The following is a 22,537-nucleotide window of genomic DNA, read 5'->3' as shown; positions in this document are numbered from 1 at the left end:
GAACAACAATGCTGAAGAAACTGCTCGCCCTGCCCGTCCTGCTGTTGCTCGCGGCAGCGCTCTACCTGGCGCTCACGCCCAGCCCCATCGACCCCTTGCCCTGGGAAGCGCCCGAGGCACCACCGATGACCGCTGTACTGGAGCCCAACGACACCCTGATGAAAGCCGAGCTGCTGGCGCGCGGTCAGATCCACGGCCCGGAGGACACCGCAGTCGATGCCCAGGGCCGGGTGTACGCAGGCCTGCATGATGGACGCGTCGTCCGCGTGCTGGCCGACGACAGCGTGGAAACCTTCGCCGATACCGGAGGCCGCCCGCTGGGCATGGACTTCGATGCCGCCGGCAACCTGATCCTCGCGGATGCCTACAAGGGCCTGCTGCGCATCGATCCGCAGGGCCGCATCGAGGTGCTGAGCACAGAGGCCGACGGCCTGCCCTTCGCCTTCACCGACGACCTGGATATCGCCAGCGACGGCATCATCTACTTCAGCGACGCCTCATCGCGCTTCCAGCAACCGGACTACCTGCTCGACCTGCTCGAAGCGCGCCCGCATGGACGCCTGCTCAGCTATGACCCGAGCACCGGCGAAACCCGCGTGCTGCTCGATGACCTGTACTTCGCCAATGGCGTGGCGCTGTCGGCCAACGAGGACTTCGTGCTGGTCAACGAAACCTATCGCTATCGCATCACCCGTTACTGGCTCAAGGGCGAGCGGGCCGGTCAGCATGAGGTGTTCATCGACAACCTGCCGGGCCTGCCGGACAACCTGCAAGGCGACCGCAAGGGCACCTTCTGGGTGGCCCTGCCGACGCCGCGCAAGGCGGATGCCGACTTCCTCCATCGCCACCCCTGGCTCAAGGCGCAACTGGCCAAGCTGCCGCGCGCACTGTGGCCGAAGGCGATTCCCTATGGCTTCGCCATCGCCCTCGACGAGAACGGCAAGATCGTCCGCAGCCTGCATGACACCAGCGGCACGCACCTGCGCATGGTCACGTCGGTGAAACCGGTGGGTGACTACCTGTACTTCGGCAGCCTGGACAACGACCGCATCGGCAAGCTGCCGCTTCACTGAGCGACGAAGCGGCCCTGCCCGTTGCAGGCACGGGCCGCTTGTTCAGACCTTCCGGGCGATCCAGATGGTGTGCCGCGTGCCGCGATTGCCGTGGGCATACACCTGCACCGCCTCACCCTTGAAGCCCGCCTTGCGCACTTTCTCCGAGAAGGCCCGGTCGGCGCTGGACGACCACACCGCCAGCATGCCCCCGGGGCGCAGCGCCCTGGCGCACTGATACAGTCCGGGCATGCTGTACAGCCAGTCATTGCCCTTCTGGGTCAGCCCTTCCGGGCCATTGTCGACATCCAGCATGATCGCGTCGTAGCGTTGCTCGGCAGCCTGCAGCAGCTTGGCGACGTCCTCCTGAATGATCAGCGCACGCGGGTCGCGCAGCGGATGACCGGCTTTCGCGCCCAGCGCGCCACGGTTCCACTCGACCACTCCCGGCACCAGCTCGGCGACCTCGACCTCGGCGTCAGCCCCCAGGTGCTGCAGAGCCGAGGCCAGGGTAAACCCCATGCCCAGGCCGCCAATCAGCACCCGCGCCTGCGGGCGCCCGGCAATCTGCTTGCAGGGAATCGCGGCCAGGGCATCTTCCGAGCCGTGCATGCGTGTATTCATCAGTTGCCCGCCATCACCGCCGGCAATCTTGATGACGAAATCGTCCCCGTATTCGAACAGGTTCAATGCACCGTCCGTACCCGGGATCGGAGCGGTGTCGAGCAAAACGAAGCGTTTCATGCGGAGCGCAAACCTGCGTGACGAGCGATAAGGCAGGCAGCATGCCTGAATCGCTCGCCCGGCACAGCAACGTCATCTGCAGCGGGGGGCGCTCAGACCACACCCTGCGCCAGCATGGCGTCGGCGACCTTGACGAAGCCGGCGACATTGGCGCCCTTGACGTAGTTGATCCGGCCATTCTCCTCGCCGTGGTGCACGCAGGCGTGGTGGATGTTCTGCATGATGCCGTGCAGGCGCTCGTCCACCTCACCGGCACTCCAGTGCAGGCGCATGGCGTTCTGGCTCATTTCCAGGCCGCTGGTGGCCACACCACCGGCGTTGGAGGCCTTGCCCGGTGCGTAGCAGATGCCGGCCTCGAGGAACAGGTCCACGGCCTCCAGGGTCGAGGGCATGTTGGCGCCTTCGGCCACGCAGATGCAGCCGTTGCCCAGCAACGCACGGGCATCCGTGCCGTTCAGCTCGTTCTGCGTCGCACAGGGCAGCGCGATGTCGCACGCCAGGTTCCATGGGCGCTGCCCCGCGAGGAACTGCAGGCCATAGTGCTCGGCCATCTCGCGCAGCCGACCGCGACGCACGTTCTTCAGCTCCATCAGGTAGTGCCACTGCTCGGCGCTCAGGCCGGCCTCGGCATACAGCGTGCCCTCGGAATCGGACAGCGAAATGACCCGACCGCCCAGGTCCATGACCTTCTGCGCCGCGTACTGGGCGACGTTGCCGGAGCCGGAGATGGCCACCCGCTTGTCTGCGAAACCCTGCCCGACGCGCTTGAGCATCTCCTGGGCGAAGTACACGCAGCCGTAGCCCGTGGCCTCCGGGCGGATCAGGCTGCCGCCGTAGCTCAGGCCCTTGCCCGTCAGCACCGAGGTGAACTGGTTGGAGAGACGCTTGTACTGGCCGAACAGATAGCCGATCTCACGAGCGCCGACACCGATGTCACCGGCCGGCACATCCAGGTCGGCGCCGATGTGGCGGTACAGCTCGCTCATGAACGACTGGCAGAAGCGCATCACCTCGCCTTCGCTGCGGCCCTTGGGGTCGAAGTCCGCACCGCCCTTGCCGCCGCCCATGGGCAATGAGGTCAGGGAGTTCTTGAACACCTGCTCGAACGCGAGGAACTTGAGCACGCCGAGGTTCACCGAAGGGTGAAAGCGCAGGCCACCCTTGTAGGGCCCGATGGCGCTGCTCATCTGGATGCGAAAGCCGCGATTGACCTGCACCTGGCCGCGATCATCCACCCAGGGCACGCGGAACAGGATGGCCCGCTCCGGCTCGACCATGCGCTCGAGAATGCCGGCATCGCGATAACGCGGGTTGGCTTCGAGGAAGGGCCACAGGCTGCGCACCACCTCCTCCACCGCCTGATGGAATTCTGGCTGATCAGGATCGCGCTGTTTCAGGCGCGCCAGGAAAGAATCGACGGACAACGACATGCGGCACCTCGACGCCACGCAGACAAAGTGGCCGGCACTCTATCAGGCGAAAAGGCACCAAAACAGATCAAAATGTCGCCCTGATGAAACTTTAAGGTGCACAGCGACATGAAACAGCAATGGATCGCCGGTTTACAGGTGCCTGCAGCGCCCTTATGCGCACCAAAAATACACATCAGGTTGCACTATTTTTGCCCGAAGGTTCACAAGGCGGCGCGACGGAGCAGGTTCGCGCCTTGCGCGATGGGTTGCAGGCCCGGCATGAAATGGCTCCTTCCTGGCGGGACATCGAACTGCGTGCGCCGGATTGGCCAGGCGGTATGATGCCGGCAAACGCGTACACGACACCGGAGGCTCCATGCCACTCGCTCAACTGATCAGCGCGCAACAGCTTCGCCAACGTCTGGGCCAGGAGAACCTGCTGCTCCTGGACTGCCGCTTCGCCCTCGAAGACCCGAGCTACGGGCGCCGCAGCTACCTCGACGGGCATCTTCCCGAGGCGCATTTCGTCGACCTGGAGCAGGACCTGTCCGCACCTGTGGTCAAGGGCGTCACCGGTCGCCATCCGCTGCCGGACCCCAGCACCCTGGTCGAACGCCTGCGCGCCTTTGGCCTGCGCAGCGACAGCCAGGTGGTGCTGTATGACGATGGCCCCGGTGCCTACGCCGCACGCGCCTGGTGGCTGCTGCTCTGGCTCGGCAAGCGCGATCACCTGTACCTGCTCGATGGCGGCCTCAAGGCCTGGCGCGAGGCCGACTTCGAGCTGACCACGGCGCAGCCAGACAGCACCCCCGGCGATTTCCCCGCGCAACCCGACAGCAGCCTGCTGCTGAGCGCCGAACAACTGGCGGCACGCCTGGACAATCCCGACCTGACCCTGCTCGATGCCCGCGCACTGCCGCGCTTTCGCGGTGAAGTCGAGCCGCTCGACCCGGTTGCCGGGCACATTCCGCGGGCCCAGTGCGCGGCCTTCACCGACAACCTCGGGGCCGATGGCCGCTTCCTGCCCGCCGCCGCGCTGCGCGAACGCTTCGACGCGCTGCGCGGCGAGCGCCCGCTGGACGACCTGGTGGCCTACTGCGGTTCCGGCGTCACCGCCTGCCACAACCTGTTCGCCATGAGCCTCGCCGGCTACCCGCTGGCCGCGCTGTATGCCGGCTCCTGGAGCGAGTGGATCACCAACCCGGCGCATCCGATCGCCACCGGCGACTGAGCCCTGGCGCTAAGCACCAAAGGAAATATGCCCAATAACTGAAATCCGGAATCAATTTAAAAAACAGCCCTTTACGGCTGAAATATCGCACTAGACTTGAAAATGAGCGGCTAACCCCGCTCCCGGTGGGGCCTTTATCGAAGAGCCACTAGAACAGCTGCCACGCGCCCGGCCCCACCGGCACCTTTCGCGAGGATGCCATGGGAATAGCCGCCTGCGACCTCAGCCAGCATGTGATCCGCCCTACCCTGCTCTACCTGCAACGTCACAGCGCAACGGCCGAAGCCCTGCTGCTGGGTGCCGCGGCCTGTCAGTCGGACCTCGGCAGCGCACTCGACACCCCGCACGGCCATGGTCTCTATCGCATCAGCGAGCAACGCCACTTGGCGCTCTGGGACCAGCACCTGGCCCGTGACCCGGAGCTGGCCAGCCGGGTACGCGGCCTGGCCAGCCAGCACGCCTTCCTCGAGGCCCCGCACCTGGAGCTGACGGTCAACCTGCGCTACGCCACGGCCATCGCCTGGCTGCTGGTGGAAGCCGAGCAACTGGAGCTGCCGGCGGCCGACGACGTCCCCGCCCTGGGGCGGATCTGGTGCAAGGTGTTCCAGCCCTGCGGGCGCCAGACCGACTTTCTCGATGCCTGGCACCGGCACATCGACCAGGTCAGCCAGGTAGCCTGACCGATCGGACATGAAAGCATTGCGCCCATATCTGCGCAAAATTCAGACAATTGTCCGACAATGCACTCTATTTCGGGAACTTAAGCGCCTTGGCACAGGTCAGGAAAAACTGTAGCGTGCTCCCCCCTCGCCCCACCACAGGAGCTTCCCCCGTGAGCAAACGCCTTCTCAAGACAGGCCTGGCCGTCGCCATCACCGCCACGTCGAGCCATGGCTTCGCCAGTGGCTTCACCCTCAACGAGCAAAGCATTTCCGGTATGGGCACCTCGTTCGCAGGGCGCTCGTCGTCCGCCGATGACGCCAGCACCGTATTCGGCAACCCGGCCGGCATGTCGCGCCTCAAGCGCAGCGAGGTGTACTTCGGCGCCGCAGCCATTCATGCCAAGACCGATATCAGCCATGCCAGCGCCAGCGCCGGCCCGCTCTCCCTGTCGGGCAGCAACGATGGCGACATGGTGCCGACCACCGGCGTGCCCATGGGTTACTTCGTCAAGCCACTGGATGACAAGGTCGCATTCGGCCTCGGCATCTATGCGCCCTTCGGCCTGATGACCGACTACGAGAACGGCTTCCAGGGGCGCTACTACGCCAACAAGAGCTACGTGCGCGTGATCACCATCCAGCCGACGCTGAGCTATCGCTTCAACGACCAGCTGTCGGTCGGTTTCGGCCCGACCTTCAACCATATCGAAGGCGAGCTCAGTTCTTCCCTGCTCAACCCGCTGAGCCCCGGCCGCAACGATGGCGAGGTGAGGGTCAAGGGCGACGATACCGCCGTCGGCTTCAATGCCGGTGTGCTCTACGAGTTCAGCCCCCGCACCCGCGCCGGCCTGACCTATCACTCGCGCGTGAAATACGAGCTGGAAGGCGACACCCGGGTCTCCGCCAGCGGTGCACTGGCCGGCCTGTCTGGCAAGTACGACGCCAGCCTGGACCTGACCACGCCCGAGTCGGTGGACCTGTCGATCACCCATGACCTCACCGACGCCCTGACGCTGCACCTGGGCAGTACCTGGACGCGCTGGAGCCGCTTCAAGGAAATCCGTGTGGAGAACGATGCCGCCACGCTGCCGGCGAACCTCTCCACCATCGTCGAGGAGCAGAACTGGCACGACACCTGGGCCCACGCGATCGGCCTGTCGTACCGGGTCAGCCCGCAATGGACGCTGCGCACCGGTATCGCCGTCGACCAGTCGCCGATCAACAACACAGACCGCTCGCCGCGCGTGCCGTCCGGCGACCGCACCATCTTCAGCCTTGGCGCCGGCTGGAGCCCGACCCAGGACATGACCATCGACGTGGCCTATTCCTACCTGCAGGAAGAGACGGTGGACGTGAACCACCAGAGCTCGACCCGCGGCAGCTACAGCGCGCGCTACAAGAACAGCGCTCACGGCCTGGGGGCATCGCTCAGCTACCGCTTCTAATCGACGCCCGGCATTGGCTAAACTCACGCGGCAGAACAACAAGAAAAGCCGCGTGAGTACATCATGACTGCCCTCTGCACCACCCTGCCCGAACACCTCCGCCTGTTGCTGGTCGACGACCACCGCATCTTCCTCGATGGCCTGTCCCTGGCCCTGTCGCCCCTCAGCCAGAACCTGCTTATCCACACCGCGCACAGCGCCGCGGAGGCGGAACAGTGCCTGCGCCAGCATGCATACGACCTGATCCTGCTCGACCTGCGCCTGCCTGACGAACCGGGCCTGGAGCTGTTGCAGCGCTGGCTGTCCCGGGGCGAAAGCACACCGGTGGCCATCCTCAGCGCCAGCGACTCGTCACTGGATGCCCAGGCCGCGCTGGCCGCCGGCGCCCTCGGTTTCATTCCCAAGAGTGCCGACGGCAACGCCCTGCGCCAGGCGGTGACGCGCGTTCTGCTCGGTGAAACGCTGCCGGCGCCGAGCAATGCCTCTCCGCTCACCCCGCGCCAGCTGGAAATCCTCCAGCTGCTGGCCGAAGGCCTGCCGAACAAGGCCATCAGCCGCCAGCTGGGGCTGGCCGAAGACACGGTGAAGACCCACCTCAAGACGCTGTTCGAAACCTTCGCCGTGCACACCCGTACCGCCTGCGTCAGCGCCGCCCGGCAGCGCGGCTGGCTGTGATCAGCTGACGGCCTGGCGCACCTGCAACTGGGTCGCCAGCACCTGACGCAGGCGGGCCGGCAGCAGCGGCTTGGCCAGCGGCATGACATGCGCCGGCAGGCAGCGCTCATGCAGCTCGGGGCTCAGGTCGGCGCTGATCAGCAAGGCCGGCAGCATCTGCCCGGCCGCCTCGCGCAAGCGCTCGATGGCCTGCAGGCCATCCTCCCGCCCGCCAAGGCGGTAGTCGCTGATCACCAGCTGCGGCACTTCCCGGCTTGCCGCCTGCAGCGCCGCCGTCAGGTCGGCACAGGCCTGTACCTCGCAGCCCCAGCGGCGCAGCAGGCCGGCCAGTGCCTCGCGCCCGGTAGCGTCGTCCTCGAGCAACAGGACCCGCCCGCGCAACGCCGTCGTCCCCTCACCGCGCGCGACCGGCAGCGGAATCCCGGCAAGCGGCAGACGCAGAACGAAGCGCGCCCCAGCGCCAGGCCGTGAATCCAGGCGCAGCGGGTGATCCAGTACCTGCGCCAGCTGCCTGACGATCGCCAGGCCGAGCCCCAGCCCGCGCTCGGCGTTGCGCCCGGGGTTGTCCAGCTGACGAAACTCTTCGAACACCAGCGCCTGCTCGGCCTCGCTCAGGCCCCGACCATCGTCCGCTATCTGCAGCACCACGGCATCGCCGTCAGCCCGTGCGGTCACCTGCAGGTGCCGAGCCTGCGCGTGCAGCAGCGCGTTGTTGAGCAGGTTGCGCAGCAGGCGTTCCAGCAGCAGCGGGTCACTGCACACCCCCAGCTCAGCGCACTGCAGGTCGAGTTGCAGCCCCTGCTGGCGTGCCTCCGGGGCCAACTCGGCGAGCAGACGTTCGAGCAGCGGGCGCAGCGCGAAGGCATGTGGCCGCGCCTGCACACCACCCGGCAAGGTCAGCCGGGTGTAGTCGAGCAACGACTGCAGCAGGCGCCCGAGCTGCTCCACTGATGCGGCCAGGCGCGCACTGATACGCCGGGTCTGCTGGTCACCGCCCTGCTCCACCAGGTGTTCGGCATACAGGCCCATGGCATTGAGCGGCTGGCGCAGATCGTGACTGGCCGCCGCCAGCAGCCGCAGCTTGCGTGCGTCATCGGCCTCTGCCCGCTGGCGCGCCAGATCCAGCAGACGCAGGTTGAGCCAGGCGCCGCGCTGGCCATGTTCCTGCATGTAGGCGCCGACCGTACCGATCAGGTTGGCGCAGAACAGGAACAGCCCCTGATAGGCCAGTGCACCACCGGTTTCGCCGAACACCGCGCCAAGGCCGACGAACAGCAGGCAGAAGCTCCAGCTGCACAGGCTGATCGCGCGAAACGACAGCCCCAGCAGCGCATAGCCGAACAGCAGGATGAGAAACAGGCCGTCATAGGGCATCGCCACGCCCTGCAGCCAGCACAGGTGCACGATCAGCGCGACGCTGACGCCATTGATCCAGTAAGCCGCCGCATAGACCGGCGGCACCCAGGCGAGTGGCGCAGCGGCACGGCGACAGTAGAGAAACGACAGCAGGACAGCCGTCAGCGCCAGCACCCGCAACGGCAGGACCGACAGGCTGACCGGCAGCGGCATGAGCAGGAAGTCCAGCAGTGCATAGATCACCTGGAACAGCGCGGCAGTGGCGGCGATCAGCGGCAGGCGCCGACGAATGCGCTGCACCCGGTGTTCGGCGAAGCCCGCCTCCAGCGGTGCGACGAAGCGCAGCGAACGATGGCCACGGCGCTGCTGGGCCAGCAACTGCTGCTCGCTCAACGCAGACGCTCCTCAGGGCGCGCCCGGCGACTCCAGCTGTTTGGCGGCGATGGCGTCATAGGTTTCCACACGGTATCGGTCTTCACTGGCGAACAGCCGCTCACGCAACTGGCGCTGCAGTTGCTCGCCATCCGTCGCACTCAGCCCCTGGCCCTGCAGGCCAGCCAGTTCGCTGCGGTAGGCCTGGTAGCGCTGCTGCCAGTCACGCTCGCGACGCTGCTCGACCAGCAGGCGCTGCACGGTATCCGGATCATAGGTCATCGCCAGGAACTCGCGCACCTGTTGCTCGTCCGCCCCGTCGCGCCACAGCTGCTCGCTGTGCTGCAGCTGCTGCAACGCCAGTTGCTGGCGCTGTTCGCTCTCGCGCAGCGCCGTCGGCAGGCGCTCGCGCAACTGTTCGAGCAGTTGTGCACGCTGCCCCGCGTCGAGGTCGTCGCGCTGCTGCAAGGCCAGGCTGTCCAGGGTGTAGCGGGCGTAGGCCTGCTCCGCACCGAACAGCGCCTCCTGCGCCGCCGCGGAAAAATGGCCGCAGCGCAGCTCGTCGAGCTGAGCGAGGGCCGCCTGCAGCACCTGCAGCTGTGCCTGCGGATCGGCTTGCTGCCTGCTCTGCAGCGGCTGCTGCAGCAACGCCATGCTGGCGCGCTTGTAGTCCAGGTAGTCACCCAGCAGGCCGATCAGCTGGCCGAGGGCCGGTTCCTCCAGACGAGCGCCGGCGTCGGCCAGCAGCACCTCGATCACCGCATCGAGACCGGACTGGTCGACGGCACTGAGGAAGTAGTCGAAGTAATCGCGCACGGCCAGGTCCAGCACCAGGTTGCCGGCCGCGTCGCTGCGCAGCTGGCCATCCACCGTGGTGCCGGCCAGGCTCGGCAGCGCCGTGGCGGCAGGTACCTGGGCCATGCCGGAACCCCGCGCGGGGGCCACCGGCACCTCAGGCGACTGCACGGGCGCAGCGCCGGGCTCAGCGCGCGCGGCAGGTGTTGCTGGCGGCAGCGGGGCGGGCCAGCGCCAGTAGAACGTGAGGCCGCCGGCCAGGAGCACGGCAGCCAGGGAAAAACCGAGGAATCTGGACATGTCGCCTCGCTGCGGCGGAGCCAGGCCCCGCCGCACTCTTCAGGATCAGACGCCCTTGTTCTTCAGGCGGTTGGCATGCTGGCGATACAGCGACACCGGTTCGGTCCAGCCGCGAATCCCGAACAGGTGGTTGATCGCGTCGACGTGATTCATGTTGTAGCTGTCGCCGATCACCTGCCCCAGGTAGGTCGAGCAGACGCCGACCAGGCCGTCGTTCTTCTCGCTGCCGAAGACCAGGCCGGTGAACGCCAGGAACGGGTCGGCCGCGTCGAACACGTTGGTGTAGGCCGAGTTCCCCGTCCACGAGTAGTAGCGGATGCTGTAGCCACGAACGTTCTGCACCTCACTGGACTTGGCGCAGTAGCTGCTGCTGTTCACACCCCAGGGATGGCGCGCATTGAGCGCGGTGGTCCCGGCCGTGGTCAGCGTGGCCAGGGCGTCGATGCCGCTCTGCGGATTGCTCGAGCCGGAGAGCAGGTTGATCAGGGCGCCCAGCGCGTTGGCGATGGCATTGGCACCGCCTTCGATGCCGCTGCCAGGCGGGATCACGCCACGCACCACATCGGCCACCTTGGAGCCCTTGTTGACCCCGTTGACCGAGGTGACCGACGCCACCAGGTCAGGGCGCAGCGACGCCGCCACCCGTGAGGTCGGCGAGCCCTGGCTGTGGCCGATCAGGTTGACCTTGCCACCACCGGCCGCCGCCCAGGGCACGATCTGCCGCGCCAGCTCGGCGCCACGTTGCTCGCTGTCGTTGAACGCAGCGACGCTGGCGACATAGACCCGGGCACCGTCACGTTCGAGGTTCCAGGGGATGGTGTGGAAGTAGTTGACCAGGCCGCCGATGGTGTTGAAGCCGGTCACGCCGTGCACCAGCACGATCGGGTACCTGGTCCTGGTGTAGTCGCCCGCCTGGGCCTCGACGGCGCCGAGCAGAGCGAGGGTGGCGATGGCAGCGGTATAGACGCGACGCATGGGTGCCTCCTTATTGTTCTTGTGGGCACGCCGGGGAACTGCGTCCGGCGCCTGGCCAGTCTAGGCAGGCGAGCGGATGCGGCCCATCGCCCAGATGGGTGAAGGGCCGTACAGCGAAGAGTGGGCTCAGGGTTGCGAGGCGATGGCCTTTTCCACGGCGGCGATCAACTCGGGATCGTCCGGCTTGGTCAGGCTGGAGAAGCTCGCCACCACCTTGCCCTGACGGTCGACCACGTACTTGAAGAAGTTCCAGCGTGGCTGCCGGCTCTGCTCGGCGAGACCCTTGAACAGGGCGATGGCGTCATCACCGGACACCGGCTGCGGTTCGGTCATGGTGAAAGTGACGCCGTAGTTGACGTAGCAGACGGTGGCGGTTTCCGCGCTGTCGTCCGACTCCTGGCGAAAGTCGTCGGAGGGCACGCCAAGCACTTCCAGGCCCTGGTCCTGGTAACGCTGGTACAGCGCTTCGAGACCTTTGAACTGCGGCGTGAAACCGCAGAAGCTGGCGGTGTTGACCACCACCAGCGGCTTGCCGGCGAACTGACAGAGATCGACGCTGGCGCCCTTGCTGCGCAGCTTGGGCAGTTCGCCCTGCAACAGCGCCGGGCATTCGGCGGCCAGCAGGGGCAGCGCGAGGCTGGAGAGCAGCAGGGAGCAGGCGATGTGACGCAGTGACATGGCAGGAATCTCGGACGATGATGCGATCCGTTCACGCTACTCGCAGGCCGCGCCTCAGGCAACTAGCAGATGCCGACGCCCAGTTGCAGCAGGGCCAGGCCACCCTGGCGCCAGCCCCACCAGGCCAGGGCCAGGAGCGCCCCCAGGCCCAGTGCCACGGCCGCGCAGAGCGTGACCTTGCTGCTCACGCCGGCACCGCCTGCAGGCGGGCCACCGGCACCTCGCGCACCGGCCAGTTCAGCGCGGCAGCCATCACGCTCAGGCCGATGGAAATCTGCCAGACCAGGTCGTAGCTGCCGGTATGGTCGTACAGATAGCCCCCCAGCCAGCCGCCCAGGAACGAGCCGATCTGGTGGAACAGGAAGACGATACCGCCCAGCATCGACAGGTTGCGCACACCGAACAGCGTCGCCACGGTGCCGTTGGTCAGCGGCACCGTCGACAACCACAGCAGGCCCATCGCGATGCCGAACAGGTAGGCGCTCCACTGCGTCAGCGGTGCTACCAGGAACAGGCTGATGACCACCCCGCGCAGCAGGTACAGGGCACTGAGCAGACGTGGCTTGGCCATGCGCCCGCCGAGCCAGCCAGCGATGTAGGTACCGAAGATGTTGAACAGCCCGACCAGGGCCAGCACTGTGGTGCCGGTCAGCGCCGGCAGGCCGTGATCCACCAGATAGGCCGGCAGGTGCACGGCGACGAACACCACCTGGAAGCCGCAGACGAAGAAGCCCAGCGCCAGCAGCCAGAAGCCGGAGTGGCTGGTGGCTTCACGCAGCGCCTCGACCAGCGTCTGCTCCGGACCGTTGCTGGCCGGCGGCGGAGTCTCCCGGATCATGGCCGCCAGCGGAATCATCAACGCCACCAGCAGCCCCAGCGCCAGCAGGGCGGACGACCAGCCCAACCAGCCGATCAAGCCCAGGGAGCCCGGCAGCATGGCGAACTGGCCGAAGGAGCCGGCCGCGGCGGCAATGCCCATGGCCATGCTGCGTTTTTCCACCGGTACGGCGCGGCCCACCACGCCGAGAATCACCGAGAACGAGGTGCCGGACAGGCCGATACCGATCAGCAGGCCGGCGCTGAGCGACAGGCTCAGCGGCGAATCGGCCATGCCCATGAATATCAGCCCGAGCATGTACAGCACACCGCCGATGACCACGGCCTTGCGTGCCCCGAAGCGATCGGCCAGCGCCCCGGTGATCGGCTGCGCCAGGCCCCAGATCAGGTTCTGCAGGGCGATGGCGAAGGCGAACACTTCACGTCCCCAGCCGAACTCGGCGCTCATCGGCGGCAGGAACAGGCCGAAGCCATGCCGGGTGCCGAGCGACAACGCGAGAATCAGCGATGCGCCGAGCAACAGCCAGGTGGAAGAACGCCATGCAGTTGTCATTGTTGTCTCCAGCGAGCGGCCGTCAGTGGCCGCATGGGCAGTAAAAATCAGTCGACCCTCAGGCCAGGGCTTCCAGCAGTTGCATCAGTTCGGCACGCCGGCCCTCACCCAGTTGCAGGTTCAACTCCTGCTGCACCTGCTCCCAGAGCGGCAGCGCCTGGGCGATGCGTCGCTCTCCGGCATCGGTGAGGCTGACCTCACGGGCACGCAGATCGCGCGCCTCGCTCAGCTGCAGCAACGCCTGCTCCTCGAGCACCCGCAGATTGCGCCCCAGGGTGCTGCGGTCCAGCCCCATGGCCTCGGCCAATGCGGAAATGCTCGGCTGGCCGAGACGCTGGACATGCCGCAGCAGGGAAAACTGTGCGGCGCCCAGGCCGACGGCAGCGAGTGCGTCGTCATAGCGGCGGGTCACGCCGCGACTGGCGCGGCGCAATTGGGTACAGAGGCAAGAGGTCGGCAACATGGATACAGGTATATACCCGCATCACCGATTCACACTCATACAGTTACAGGGCGTGTCGGCATAACAGTTGCGCTCAGAGGCTCAACGCGAGGACCAGCAGCATGCCGCACTCGGCCAGCTCGACCAGCGCGCCGGCGGTGTCCCCCGTCGTGCCGCCCAGGCGACGCAGCAACGCGCGACGCGTCCAGGCGAACAGCAACAAGGCGCTGGCCACGGCAAGCAGCGCCGGCCAGCCGAACGCCAGCATCAGCAGCAGATGCGCGGCCAGCACCCAGGGCAGTTGCTGGCGCGGTGCATGCTCGACCAGCGCCTGCCCCAGGCCGCCGGCGCGCACGTAGGGCGTGGTCACCAGCAGCAGCGGCAGCAGGCTGCGCCCCAGCCAGGGCAGCAGAATCAGGCAGGCGCCCTGCCCGGCCTGCAGCAGCGTCAGCAGCGCGGCGTACTTAAGCAACAGCAGCAGCACCAGCACGACCACGGCAATCGGTCCGCTGCGCGGGTCCTTCATGATCGCCAGGGTCCGCTCGCGGTCGCCGAAACCACCCGCCCAGGCGTCGGCGGTATCGGCCAGGCCGTCCAGGTGCAGCCCGCCACTGAGGCCGACCCAGAGGGCCAGAATGATCGCTGCCTGCAGCGCCATCGAGGTCTGCCCCAGCAGCAGGTGCGCGCCCCACAGCAACACGCCGAGGAGCAGCCCCACCAGCGGATACCAGAGCAGCGAGCGCCCCACCTGCGCGGGCGTCGGCATGCCGGGAAGACTGACCGGCAGGCGGGTCAGGAACTGCAGCGCGATCAGGAATGCACTCATGGCAACTCCAGCCACTGGCCATCGGCAGCGAGGCGCAGGCGGAAACGCTCGGCATAGCCGACGTTGACCTGCAACAGGTCCTTTCTGGGTAGGCCACGCACCCGCGCCAGCAGCAGGCGCATCACCCCGCCGTGGGTCACCAGCAGCAGGCGCTGACCGTCATGCGCCTGCACCAGGCGCTGCAGGCTGCCCAGCACCCGCGCCTCGAAGCGCGGCAGGGGTTCACCATTGGGCGGCGTGAAGGCATAGGGGTCGGCCCAGAATTGCCCGAGTGCCTCGGCATCGCTGTGCATCAGCTCGGCGGCACTGCGCCCTTCCCAGTCGCCGAAGTGCAGCTCCTGCAAGTCGCGCTCGTAGTCCAACGGCAGCGCCCGGGCCGCCGCCAGCTCTTCGGCGAAACGCGCACAGCGTTGCAACGGCGAACTGATCAGGCGATCCCAGGGGCCCGCCTCCTGCACGGACCTGCGCAACTGCGCCCAGCCCTGCTCGGTCAGGGCATCGTCGAGGCTGCCACGCAGCCCGCCGCCCTGCTCGGTCTCGCCGTGGCGCAACAACTCCAGGTACAGCATCAGGCCGGTTTCTCCGCCACGGCCGCCTCGGCGAAGGTGGCCATCTGGCCATGCAGCGCGCAGGCCATGCGCAGCAGCGGCACCGCCAGCGCCGCACCACTGCCCTCGCCGAGACGCAAGCCCAGCTCCAGCAGAGGCTCGGCGCCCAACGCCTGCAGCACACGCACGTGCCCCGGCTCGGCGCCATGGTGGGCGAACAGCAGCCAGTCACGGCACCCCGGATTCAGGCGCACCGCCAGCAGGGCCGCGACGCTGCAGATGAAGCCGTCGACCAGCACCACCACGCCCTGCTGCGCCGCCGCGACATAGGCACCGACCAGCGCGGCGATCTCGAAACCGCCGAGGTGCAGCAAGGCCTCCAGCGGCCCGTCGAGTCGCTGCCGATGCAGCGCCAGCGCCGCATCGATGACCCGCGCCTTGTGCGCCACACCGGCGGGGTCCAGCCCGGTACCGGGGCCGGCCAGTTCGCTCGCCGGGCACTCCAGCAGCCAGCAGGCCAGCGCCGCCGCCGCCGTGGTGTTGCCGATGCCCATCTCGCCACCGACGAACAGGTCGCAGCCGGCGCCGCGCGCACGCTCGATGCTGTCGCGGCCGGCCTCCAGGCAGATCAGCGCCTGGGCCAGGGTCATGGCCGGCTCGCGCGCGAAGTTCTGCGTACCGGCGCCGACGTGCAGGTGGCGCACGCCCGGCAATTGCGCCAGCGGCTCGGCAGTGCCCAGGTCGATCACCTCCAGCGCCGCGTCCAGTTCACGCGCCAGCACGCTGATCGCTGCGCCGCCGCCGACGAAGTTGGCCAGCATCTGCCCGGTCACCGCCTGCGGATAGGCGGAAACCCCTTCGGCCACCACGCCATGGTCGCCGGCGAAGATGGCGATCCACAGTTTTTCCAGGCCCGGCCGCTCGCGGCCCTGCAACGCGGCCAGATGAATGGCGATGTGTTCCAGCCGACCCAGCGAGCCCGTGGGCTTGGTCAATTGCTGTTGCCGTGCTTCGGCCTTGCTTCGCGCAACCCGATCACTGGGCTGACAAGGCCCCTGCCACCAGTGCAGACTCATAGCGCTTCCCCCTTCAGAACCATGGGCAGGCCAGCCACGCTGAACACCACGCGCTGGCTGCGCTCGGCCAGCGCCTGATGCAACCAGCCGGCCTCATCGACATAACGGCGGGTCAGCTCACCCAGCGGCACCACCCCCAGTCCGCTTTCGTTGCTGACCAGCAGGATGCGCCCAGGCAACTGCCCGATGCAGGCCAGCAGCGCCTCGCGCTCGACCGTCAGCCGCTGCGTATCCTCGAGCAGCAGCAGGTTGGTCAGCCACAGCGTCAGGCAATCCACCAGCAGGCAACGATTCGGCGCCGCCTGCTCGCGCAGCACGCGGGCCAGCGCCAGCGGCTCTTCGACCAGGGCCCAGTGCCCAGGCCGGCGCGCCCGGTGCTCGGCGACGCGCGCCGTCATCTCGCCGTCGAGCGCCTGGCTGGTGGCGACGTAGACCACCTCCAGGCCCGACTCGTCGGCCAGTTTCTCGGCCAGGCGGCTCTTGCCGGACCGGGCGCCGCCGAGGATCAGTTCAAGCATTTCCACTCCGTAAGGTGCGCGCTGCGCACCGTTCAATAGCTCTGCCGCGCGGCCCTACTCCAGGCCGCACAATGCCCTGAGCCTGGCGCTATCCAGGTGCTGTTCCACCTGGTCGGCCAGGCGTTCGATGTCACGCTCGCGCAGGGCCTGGTAATCCACGTGCTGCACCTCGCGCAAGCCGGCCCAGCGCAACAGCGCCGCCAACGCCGCCGGCTGTTCGAACAGGCCATGCAGGTAGGTGCCGAGGACTTGTCCATCGGCGCTCAGCCCCCCGTCGCCGCGCCCGTCCTCGAGCCGTACGGCGCCGTTGAGTCCCGGCCCCCGGCTGACCCCGGCATGGATTTCGTAGCCGCTGACCTCGGCCTGCTCCAGGCACAGCTGGCCACGTACGTTGCGCAGCTGTTTCTCCGGCTCCAGCAGCGTCTCGAAATCCAGCAGGGCGAGGCCGTCGCTGCTGCCAGCGGCACCCTCGAGGCCATGCGGGTCATGGATCTGCCGGCCGAGCATCTGCAACCCGCCGCAGATGCCCAGCAGCTTGCCGCCGTAGCGCAGGTGCCGGGCGATGGCCGCATCCCAACCCTGCTCGCGCAACCGCGCCAGATCGGCGCGCACGCTCTTGGAGCCGGGCAGAATGATCAGGTCGGCCGGCGGTATCGCCTGCCCCGGCCCGACGAAGCTCAGTTGCACCTGCGGATGCAGGCGCAGCGGATCGAAATCGGTGTGATTGCTGATGCGCGGCAGCACCGGCACCACGACGCGCAGGGCCTGTTCGTCCTTGCGCTGCTGGCGGGTGTCGACGGCGTCCTCGGCTTCCAGGTGGAAGTCCATCAGGTACGGCAGCACGCCAAGCACCGGTTTGCCGGTGCGCTGCTCCAGCCAGTCCAGCCCCGGCTTGAGCAAGGCGATGTCGCCACGAAAACGATTGATCACGAAGCCCTTGACCCGCGCCTGCTCGCTCGCACTGAGCAGCTCCAGGGTGCCGACCAGATGGGCGAACACGCCGCCCTTGTCGATATCGGCGATGAGGATCACCGGGCAATCCACCGCTTCGGCAAAGCCCATGTTGGCGATGTCGCCGGCACGCAGGTTGATTTCCGCCGGCGAGCCGGCCCCCTCGACCAGTACCAGTCGGTAGCCCTCGACCAGCCGCGCGTGGGACTCCAGCACCGCCGCCATGGCCACTGGCTTGTAGCCGTGGTAGCTCAACGCCTGCATGTTGCCGATGGCACGCCCGTGGATGATCACCTGGGCGCCCATGTCGCTGTTGGGCTTGAGCAACACCGGATTCATGTCGGTATGCGGCGCCAACCCGGCGGCCTGGGCCTGCACGGCCTGCGCCCGGCCGATCTCGCCACCGTCGGCGGTCACCGCCGAGTTGAGCGCCATGTTCTGCGGCTTGAACGGCACCACGGCGACGCCCTGACGCCGCGCCCAGCGGCACAGGGCGGTGACCAGCGTGCTCTTGCCGGCATCGGACGTGGTGCCCTGCACCATCAGCGTGGTCATCAGGGCGTCTCCTCGAGATTGGCCAGCATCGGCGCGCACTCCAGCAGGCCCTGCTCCAGGCGCTGCCAGCCACACTCGTCCGCCGGCAGACCGAAGCGCAGGCTGTCCAGCTCGGCGAACAGGCGCACCAGGATGCCGCGCCGCGCCAGCAGCTCGGCACAGGGCACCGCCCGCCGCGTGCAGCAGAACTGGAACAGCGCCGAGCCGCCGGTTGGCGGCATGCCGCAATCGCGCAGCAACGCGGCCAGGCGCTCGCCGTCGACCTGCAGGCGTTCGCGCTGGCGGCGCTGGCCCTCATGGTCGTTGAGCAGCGTCAGGGCCACGCTGCGCGCCGGGCCGCTGACCGCCCAGGGACCGAGCAGGCTTTCCAGCTCGTCCAGCAGCGCCTGCGCCGCGAGCACGAACCCCAGGCGCAGGCCGGCCAGGCCGAAGAACTTGCCGAACGAGCGCAACAGGATCAGCCCCGGCATGTCGCTGTACGCCGCCAGGCTGTGCTGTGGGGTGCAATCCATGAAGGCTTCGTCGACCACCAGCCAGCCACCGCGCTCGGCCAGTTGGTCATGCCAGTCGAGCAGGCGCGCCGGTTCGATCAGGCGCCCCGTCGGGTTGTTCGGGTTGACCAGCAGCAGCACATCGAGCTGCGGCAGGGCACGGTGCACCGAACCCTCGCTGAGCCTGGTAATGCGATGCCCTTCGCGTCGCCAGGCCGCCGCATGCTCGGCATAGGTGGGGGCCAGAATGCCGACATTGCCTGGCTTGCGCAGACGCGGCAGGGCCTGGATCGCCGCCTGCGACCCCGCCACCGGCAGCAGGCTGGCGGCACCGTAGTAGTCGCGCGCCGCCTGCTCCAGGCCATCGTTCACCTCAGGCAGCCGCGCCCAGGCAGAACCGGGCACGGCGGGCAGCTCCCAGCCGTAGGGCGCCACACCGGTCGACAGGTCCAGCCAGTCTTCCAGGGCAATCCCGTAACGCTGCGCCGCGGCGCGCAGCCGACCACCATGCTCAAGCAATCCCTACCTCCCACAGCGTCAGGCACAGCAGCCACAGCGCTACGCCGGCAACGACCCGATTCATCGCCCGCTCGATATCTCGCGCTCGCGGAGCCGGCCCCTCGCCCAGTCGTGGACGCTCATGCACCTCGCCGTGATACTCCGCCGCACCGCCCAGGCTGACGCCCAGGCTGCCGGCCCCCGACGCCATCACCGGGCCAGCATTGGGACTGTCCCACATCGGCGCCTGTCGACGCCAGCAGCGCAGCGCCAGGGCCACGTTGCCGAACAGTGCGTAGGTCAGCGCCACCAGGCGCGCCGGGATGTAGTTGAGGACATCGTCGATCTTCGCGGCGGCCCAGCCGAAACGCTCGAAGCGCTCGTTGCGATAGCCCCACATGGCATCGAGCGTATTGCTCAGGCGATACAGCACGACGCCGGGCGCCCCCGCGACGATGAACCAGAACAGCGCGGCGAATACCGCGTCTGAACCATTCTCCAGGACCGATTCGGTACCGGCGCGCGCCACGCCCGTCGTATCCAGCGCGGCGGTGTTGCGGCTGACCATCCAGCCCACGCGTTCACGCGCGAGCGACAGGTCACCCAGGCGCAGCGCCTGCGCCACCGGCAGCGCATGCTCGTACAGGCTGCGCAGCCCGAGGGCGAAGTACAGCGCGAAGATATCCACCGCCCAGACCAGGGAGGTCACCTGGGTCAGCAGCCAGGTGAGCAGTGTCAACGGCAGCACCGCCAGGCACCAGGCCGTGACACCGTGACTGCGCCAGCCACCGCCGGCCGGATTGAAACGCTGTTCGAGGCGGCTGGCCAGGCGCCCGAAGGCAACCAGCGGATGCGCCCGGCGTGGCTCGCCCAGGGCGGCATCCAGAGCAACGCCCGCGCAGGTGATCAGGGCCAGGCTCATCGCTCAGTCACCACGGACACCCCAACGGTTCTCGAACAACAGCTCCGCCAGTGGTCGCGGCGTCGCCCAGCCCTGCTCCACCAGCATGGGCTTTTCATAGAACGCCTCGACCGGCCCCAGGCACAGCAGCGCGACCGGCTTGCTGCCTGCGGGCATGCCCAGCAGCTCGGCCAGCGCAGCGGGATCGAACAGCGACACCCAGCCCAGCCCCAGGCCTTCGGCGCGTGCCGCCAGCCACAGGTTCTGGATGGCGCAGGCGACCGAGGCCATGTCCATCTCCGGCAAGGTGCGTCGCCCGAAGATGTGCTTCTCGCGGCCGTCCATCAGCGCCACCGCGAGCAGCTCGGCACAGTCACGAATGCCCTCGACCTTCAGACGCATGAACGCGTCCGAGCGCTCGCCCAGGGCTTCGGCGGTACGCACCCGCTCCGCCTCCACCAGTTCATGCGCCTGCTGGCGCAGCTGCGGATCGCTGATGCGCAGGAAGCGCCAGGGCTGCATCAGGCCGACGCTGGGCGCGTGGTGCGCGGCCTCCAGCAGGCGTGCCAGCACCTCGGGCGGCACCTGGCCACCGGCAAAGTGGCGCATGTCACGGCGCTCGCCAATGGCGCGGTACACCGCCGCACGCTCCAGCGCAGAGAAGGCGTGATCGCTCATGGACGCAACAGCGCGGCGGCCGCCTCCGGATTGGATGGCAGGTAGAAATGGATGTAGCTGGCGGTGAGCCGGCCGAGCCGATAGACCGCCTCGGCCACCGGCTTGCCATTCGGGCAGCGCGCCTGCGCGTGCGGCGTGAGCGGGCTGTCCAGCCGTGAGTGGTGATAGGTGTGACCGCGCAGCAGGCCTTCCGCCAGCTCGACTTCCTGCAACGCCAGCGCGGTCAGGCGCGGCTGCAGGGCCGCGCTGCCGGCAAGCAGGCCGAGCATGCGGCCACTGGCGCCCTGCTTGTCACGCAGCTCATCGAGCAGGTAGAGCATGCCGCCGCATTCGGCGAGCAGCGGCTTGCCGGCCTGGTGATGGGCACGAATCGCCGCCGCCATGGCCTGGTTGGCTTCCAGCTCGGCGAGGTACAGCTCGGGGTAGCCACCTGGCAGGTAGAGGCTGTCCACCTCGGGCAAGGCGCTGTCGGCGAGCGGCGAGAAGTAGCGCAGCTCGGCGCCCAGCATCTGCAACAGGTCGAGGTTGGCCTGGTACAGGAAGGCGAATGCCGCGTCCCGCGCCACGCCGATGCGCACGCCGGCAAGCAGGGAGCCTGGCTCATCGATCACTGGTGCGGCGAAGCTCACTGACGGCGGCAAATCGACGTCGGCACTGGCCGCCAGGGCATCGGCGGCGGCATCCAGCCGGGCATCGAGATCGGCCAACTCGGCGGCCTGCACCAACCCCAGGTGGCGGCTGGGCAGTTCCACCGCCGCGCTGCGTGGCAGCGCACCGAACCAGCGGATCGTCTCCGGCAGGGCATCACGCAGGATCTCGCCGTGGCGCGTGCTGGCGACGCGGTTGCCGAGCACGCCGGCAAACGGCAGGTCCGGTTGGAAGGTAGCCAGGCCATGGGCCAGCGCGCCGAAGGTCTGCGCCATGGCGGCGCCATCGATCACCGCCAGCACCGCTACGCCGAAGTGACGCGCCAGGTCGGCCGCCGAGGGCTTGCCGTCGAACAGGCCCATCACGCCTTCGATCAGGATCAGGTCGGCCTCGCCGGCGGCCTGCCACAACAGGCGGCGACTCTCGGCCTCGCCGACCATGGCCAGGTCGAGCTGGTACACCGGCGCGCCGCTGGCACGGGCATGGATCATCGGGTCGAGGAAGTCCGGGCCGCACTTGAACACCCGCACCCGCCGCCCCTGGCGCGTATGCAGGCGCGCCAGCGCAGCGGTGACAGTGGTCTTGCCCTGACCGGAGGCCGGCGCGGCGATCAACAGCGCCGGACATTGACGTGCGCTCATCAGAATTCGATGCCCTTCTGCGCCTTCACCCCGGCCTTGAACGCATGCTTGACCAGGTTCATCTCGGTGACCGTATCGGCGGCCTCGATCATCTCCGGCAAGGCGCCCCGCCCCGTCACCACCACATGCTGCAGCAGTGGCCGGGCTTCGATATCGGCCAGTACCGTGGGCAGGTCGAGATAACCGTGCTTGAGGGCGATGTTCAGCTCGTCCAGCACCACCAGGCCGACAGACTCGTCGGCGAGCAGGCGCCGCGCCACATTCCAGGCGTCCTGCGCCTTGGCGATGTCACGCTGACGGTCCTGGGTCTCCCAGGTGAACCCCTCGCCCATCACGTGATAGCTGACTTCCTCGGGGAAACGGCGGAAGAAGCTTTCCTCCCCGGTGCTGGCTGCGCCCTTGATGAACTGCACCACGCCGACCCTGATGCCATGCCCGAGGGCCCGGGCGACCATGCCGAATGCGCTGCTGCTCTTGCCCTTGCCATTGCCGCTGTGCACCAGCAGCAGACCGTACTCGTCCTGGGCCTGGGCGATCTTCTCGTCGATCAGGGCTTTCTTGCGCTGCATGCGCGCCTTGTGGCGCTCATCACGTTCGACGGACTCGCTCATGCTCTGCTCCTGTACATCACGCGCCGGCAAGGTCGTGCACGGCGCGAACGGCAACCAGAAGAAGAG

At 67.9% G+C, this 22,537-nt stretch carries 24 protein-coding genes; 5 read left to right on the top strand and 19 right to left on the bottom strand.

What is annotated here, in order from left to right; genetic code table 11:
- Positions 1–11 precede the first annotated feature (11 nt).
- Positions 12–1,073: an SMP-30/gluconolactonase/LRE family protein gene (locus tag FIV02_RS09190; RefSeq protein WP_152490101.1), complete on the top strand. Its 1,062-nt coding sequence runs from the start codon at positions 12–14 to the stop codon at positions 1,071–1,073.
- Between the two features lie 42 nt (positions 1,074–1,115).
- Here FIV02_RS09190 and FIV02_RS09185 read toward each other — a convergent pair whose 3' ends face one another.
- Both FIV02_RS09185 and gdhA read right to left on the bottom strand, forming a co-directional pair.
- On the bottom strand, positions 1,116–1,796 hold the full coding sequence (locus tag FIV02_RS09185; protein ID WP_150609132.1) for a spermidine synthase: 681 nt from the start codon (positions 1,794–1,796) through the stop codon (positions 1,116–1,118).
- 92 nt (positions 1,797–1,888) lie between these two features.
- Complete coding sequence (gene gdhA, locus FIV02_RS09180; protein WP_152488431.1) at positions 1,889–3,226, bottom strand: NADP-specific glutamate dehydrogenase; 1,338 nt, start codon at positions 3,224–3,226, stop codon at positions 1,889–1,891.
- A 358-nt stretch (positions 3,227–3,584) separates the two neighbouring features.
- Here gdhA and FIV02_RS09175 point away from each other — a divergent pair, with 358 nt between their 5' ends.
- The 4 genes from FIV02_RS09175 (at position 3,585) to FIV02_RS09160 (ending at position 7,221) form a co-directional block, all read left to right on the top strand.
- Positions 3,585–4,439, top strand: coding sequence for a sulfurtransferase (locus FIV02_RS09175; RefSeq protein WP_152488430.1), 855 nt, complete (start codon positions 3,585–3,587; stop codon positions 4,437–4,439).
- 200 nt (positions 4,440–4,639) lie between these two features.
- On the top strand, positions 4,640–5,119 hold the full coding sequence (locus FIV02_RS09170) for a hypothetical protein (protein ID WP_037053528.1): 480 nt from the start codon (positions 4,640–4,642) through the stop codon (positions 5,117–5,119).
- 152 nt (positions 5,120–5,271) lie between these two features.
- Positions 5,272–6,546 carry an OmpP1/FadL family transporter gene (locus tag FIV02_RS09165; protein WP_037053532.1) on the top strand — a complete coding sequence of 425 codons (1,275 nt, stop codon included), beginning with the start codon at positions 5,272–5,274 and terminating at the stop codon, positions 6,544–6,546.
- Between the two features lie 63 nt (positions 6,547–6,609).
- A complete protein-coding gene (locus FIV02_RS09160; RefSeq protein ID WP_037053534.1) occupies positions 6,610–7,221 on the top strand; it encodes a response regulator in 612 nt (203 codons plus the stop codon).
- Here the strand turns inward: FIV02_RS09160 and FIV02_RS09155 are convergent, their stop codons facing one another.
- The 17 genes from FIV02_RS09155 to cobO form a co-directional block, all read right to left on the bottom strand.
- Complete coding sequence (locus FIV02_RS09155; protein WP_152488429.1) at positions 7,222–8,970, bottom strand: hybrid sensor histidine kinase/response regulator; 1,749 nt, start codon at positions 8,968–8,970, stop codon at positions 7,222–7,224.
- A 12-nt stretch (positions 8,971–8,982) separates the two neighbouring features.
- Positions 8,983–10,044, bottom strand: a complete 1,062-nt coding sequence (locus FIV02_RS09150; protein WP_152488428.1) for a lipase secretion chaperone — start codon at positions 10,042–10,044, stop codon at positions 8,983–8,985.
- Between the two features lie 45 nt (positions 10,045–10,089).
- Positions 10,090–11,019, bottom strand: coding sequence for a triacylglycerol lipase (locus tag FIV02_RS09145; RefSeq protein ID WP_152488427.1), 930 nt, complete (start codon positions 11,017–11,019; stop codon positions 10,090–10,092).
- Between the two features lie 126 nt (positions 11,020–11,145).
- Positions 11,146–11,697, bottom strand: coding sequence for a glutathione peroxidase (locus FIV02_RS09140; RefSeq protein ID WP_037053543.1), 552 nt, complete (start codon positions 11,695–11,697; stop codon positions 11,146–11,148).
- Between the two features lie 62 nt (positions 11,698–11,759).
- Positions 11,760–11,885, bottom strand: coding sequence for a hypothetical protein (locus tag FIV02_RS24960; protein WP_256663111.1), 126 nt, complete (start codon positions 11,883–11,885; stop codon positions 11,760–11,762).
- Positions 11,882–13,087, bottom strand: a complete 1,206-nt coding sequence (locus FIV02_RS09135) for an MFS transporter (protein ID WP_037053546.1) — start codon at positions 13,085–13,087, stop codon at positions 11,882–11,884. The genes FIV02_RS24960 and FIV02_RS09135 overlap by 4 nt, the downstream gene beginning before the upstream one ends.
- 58 nt (positions 13,088–13,145) lie before the next feature.
- A complete protein-coding gene (locus FIV02_RS09130) occupies positions 13,146–13,550 on the bottom strand; it encodes a MarR family winged helix-turn-helix transcriptional regulator (protein WP_037053548.1) in 405 nt (134 codons plus the stop codon).
- Positions 13,551–13,623: 73 nt separating this feature from the next.
- The gene (locus FIV02_RS09125; protein WP_152488426.1) at positions 13,624–14,355 is read right to left on the bottom strand and encodes an adenosylcobinamide-GDP ribazoletransferase; all 732 of its coding nucleotides are present in this window, start codon (positions 14,353–14,355) and stop codon (positions 13,624–13,626) included.
- Positions 14,352–14,924 carry a histidine phosphatase family protein gene (locus tag FIV02_RS09120; RefSeq protein WP_152488425.1) on the bottom strand — a complete coding sequence of 191 codons (573 nt, stop codon included), beginning with the start codon at positions 14,922–14,924 and terminating at the stop codon, positions 14,352–14,354. The genes FIV02_RS09125 and FIV02_RS09120 overlap by 4 nt, the downstream gene beginning before the upstream one ends.
- On the bottom strand, positions 14,924–15,979 hold the full coding sequence (gene cobT / locus FIV02_RS09115) for a nicotinate-nucleotide--dimethylbenzimidazole phosphoribosyltransferase (RefSeq protein ID WP_152488424.1): 1,056 nt from the start codon (positions 15,977–15,979) through the stop codon (positions 14,924–14,926). The genes FIV02_RS09120 and cobT overlap by 1 nt, the downstream gene beginning before the upstream one ends.
- Positions 15,976–16,497, bottom strand: a complete 522-nt coding sequence (cobU, locus tag FIV02_RS09110) for a bifunctional adenosylcobinamide kinase/adenosylcobinamide-phosphate guanylyltransferase (protein WP_152488423.1) — start codon at positions 16,495–16,497, stop codon at positions 15,976–15,978. Before cobU ends, cobT begins: the two co-directional genes overlap by 4 nt.
- Positions 16,498–16,551: 54 nt before the next feature.
- Positions 16,552–18,003, bottom strand: coding sequence for a cobyric acid synthase (locus FIV02_RS09105; protein ID WP_152488422.1), 1,452 nt, complete (start codon positions 18,001–18,003; stop codon positions 16,552–16,554).
- Positions 18,003–19,013, bottom strand: a complete 1,011-nt coding sequence (gene cobD / locus FIV02_RS09100) for a threonine-phosphate decarboxylase CobD (protein WP_150609114.1) — start codon at positions 19,011–19,013, stop codon at positions 18,003–18,005. Before cobD ends, FIV02_RS09105 begins: the two co-directional genes overlap by 1 nt.
- Complete coding sequence (cbiB, locus tag FIV02_RS09095) at positions 19,006–19,914, bottom strand: adenosylcobinamide-phosphate synthase CbiB (RefSeq protein ID WP_152488421.1); 909 nt, start codon at positions 19,912–19,914, stop codon at positions 19,006–19,008. The genes cobD and cbiB overlap by 8 nt, the downstream gene beginning before the upstream one ends.
- 3 nt (positions 19,915–19,917) lie before the next feature.
- Positions 19,918–20,571, bottom strand: a complete 654-nt coding sequence (bluB, locus tag FIV02_RS09090) for a 5,6-dimethylbenzimidazole synthase (RefSeq protein WP_134677949.1) — start codon at positions 20,569–20,571, stop codon at positions 19,918–19,920.
- Entirely contained in the window at positions 20,568–21,860 is a 1,293-nt protein-coding gene (locus tag FIV02_RS09085) for a cobyrinate a,c-diamide synthase (RefSeq protein ID WP_152488420.1), read from the bottom strand. Before FIV02_RS09085 ends, bluB begins: the two co-directional genes overlap by 4 nt.
- Positions 21,860–22,471 carry a cob(I)yrinic acid a,c-diamide adenosyltransferase gene (gene cobO / locus FIV02_RS09080; RefSeq protein ID WP_047592834.1) on the bottom strand — a complete coding sequence of 204 codons (612 nt, stop codon included), beginning with the start codon at positions 22,469–22,471 and terminating at the stop codon, positions 21,860–21,862. The genes FIV02_RS09085 and cobO overlap by 1 nt, the downstream gene beginning before the upstream one ends.
- Positions 22,472–22,537: the final 66 nt, after the last annotated feature.

It is taken from the genome of Pseudomonas sp. THAF187a, assembly GCF_009363395.1.
Classification (GTDB): domain Bacteria; phylum Pseudomonadota; class Gammaproteobacteria; order Pseudomonadales; family Pseudomonadaceae; genus Aquipseudomonas; species Aquipseudomonas khazarica.
The sequence above is the reverse complement of the archived record's forward strand: the minus strand, read 5'-3'. Positions and strand labels throughout refer to the sequence as shown.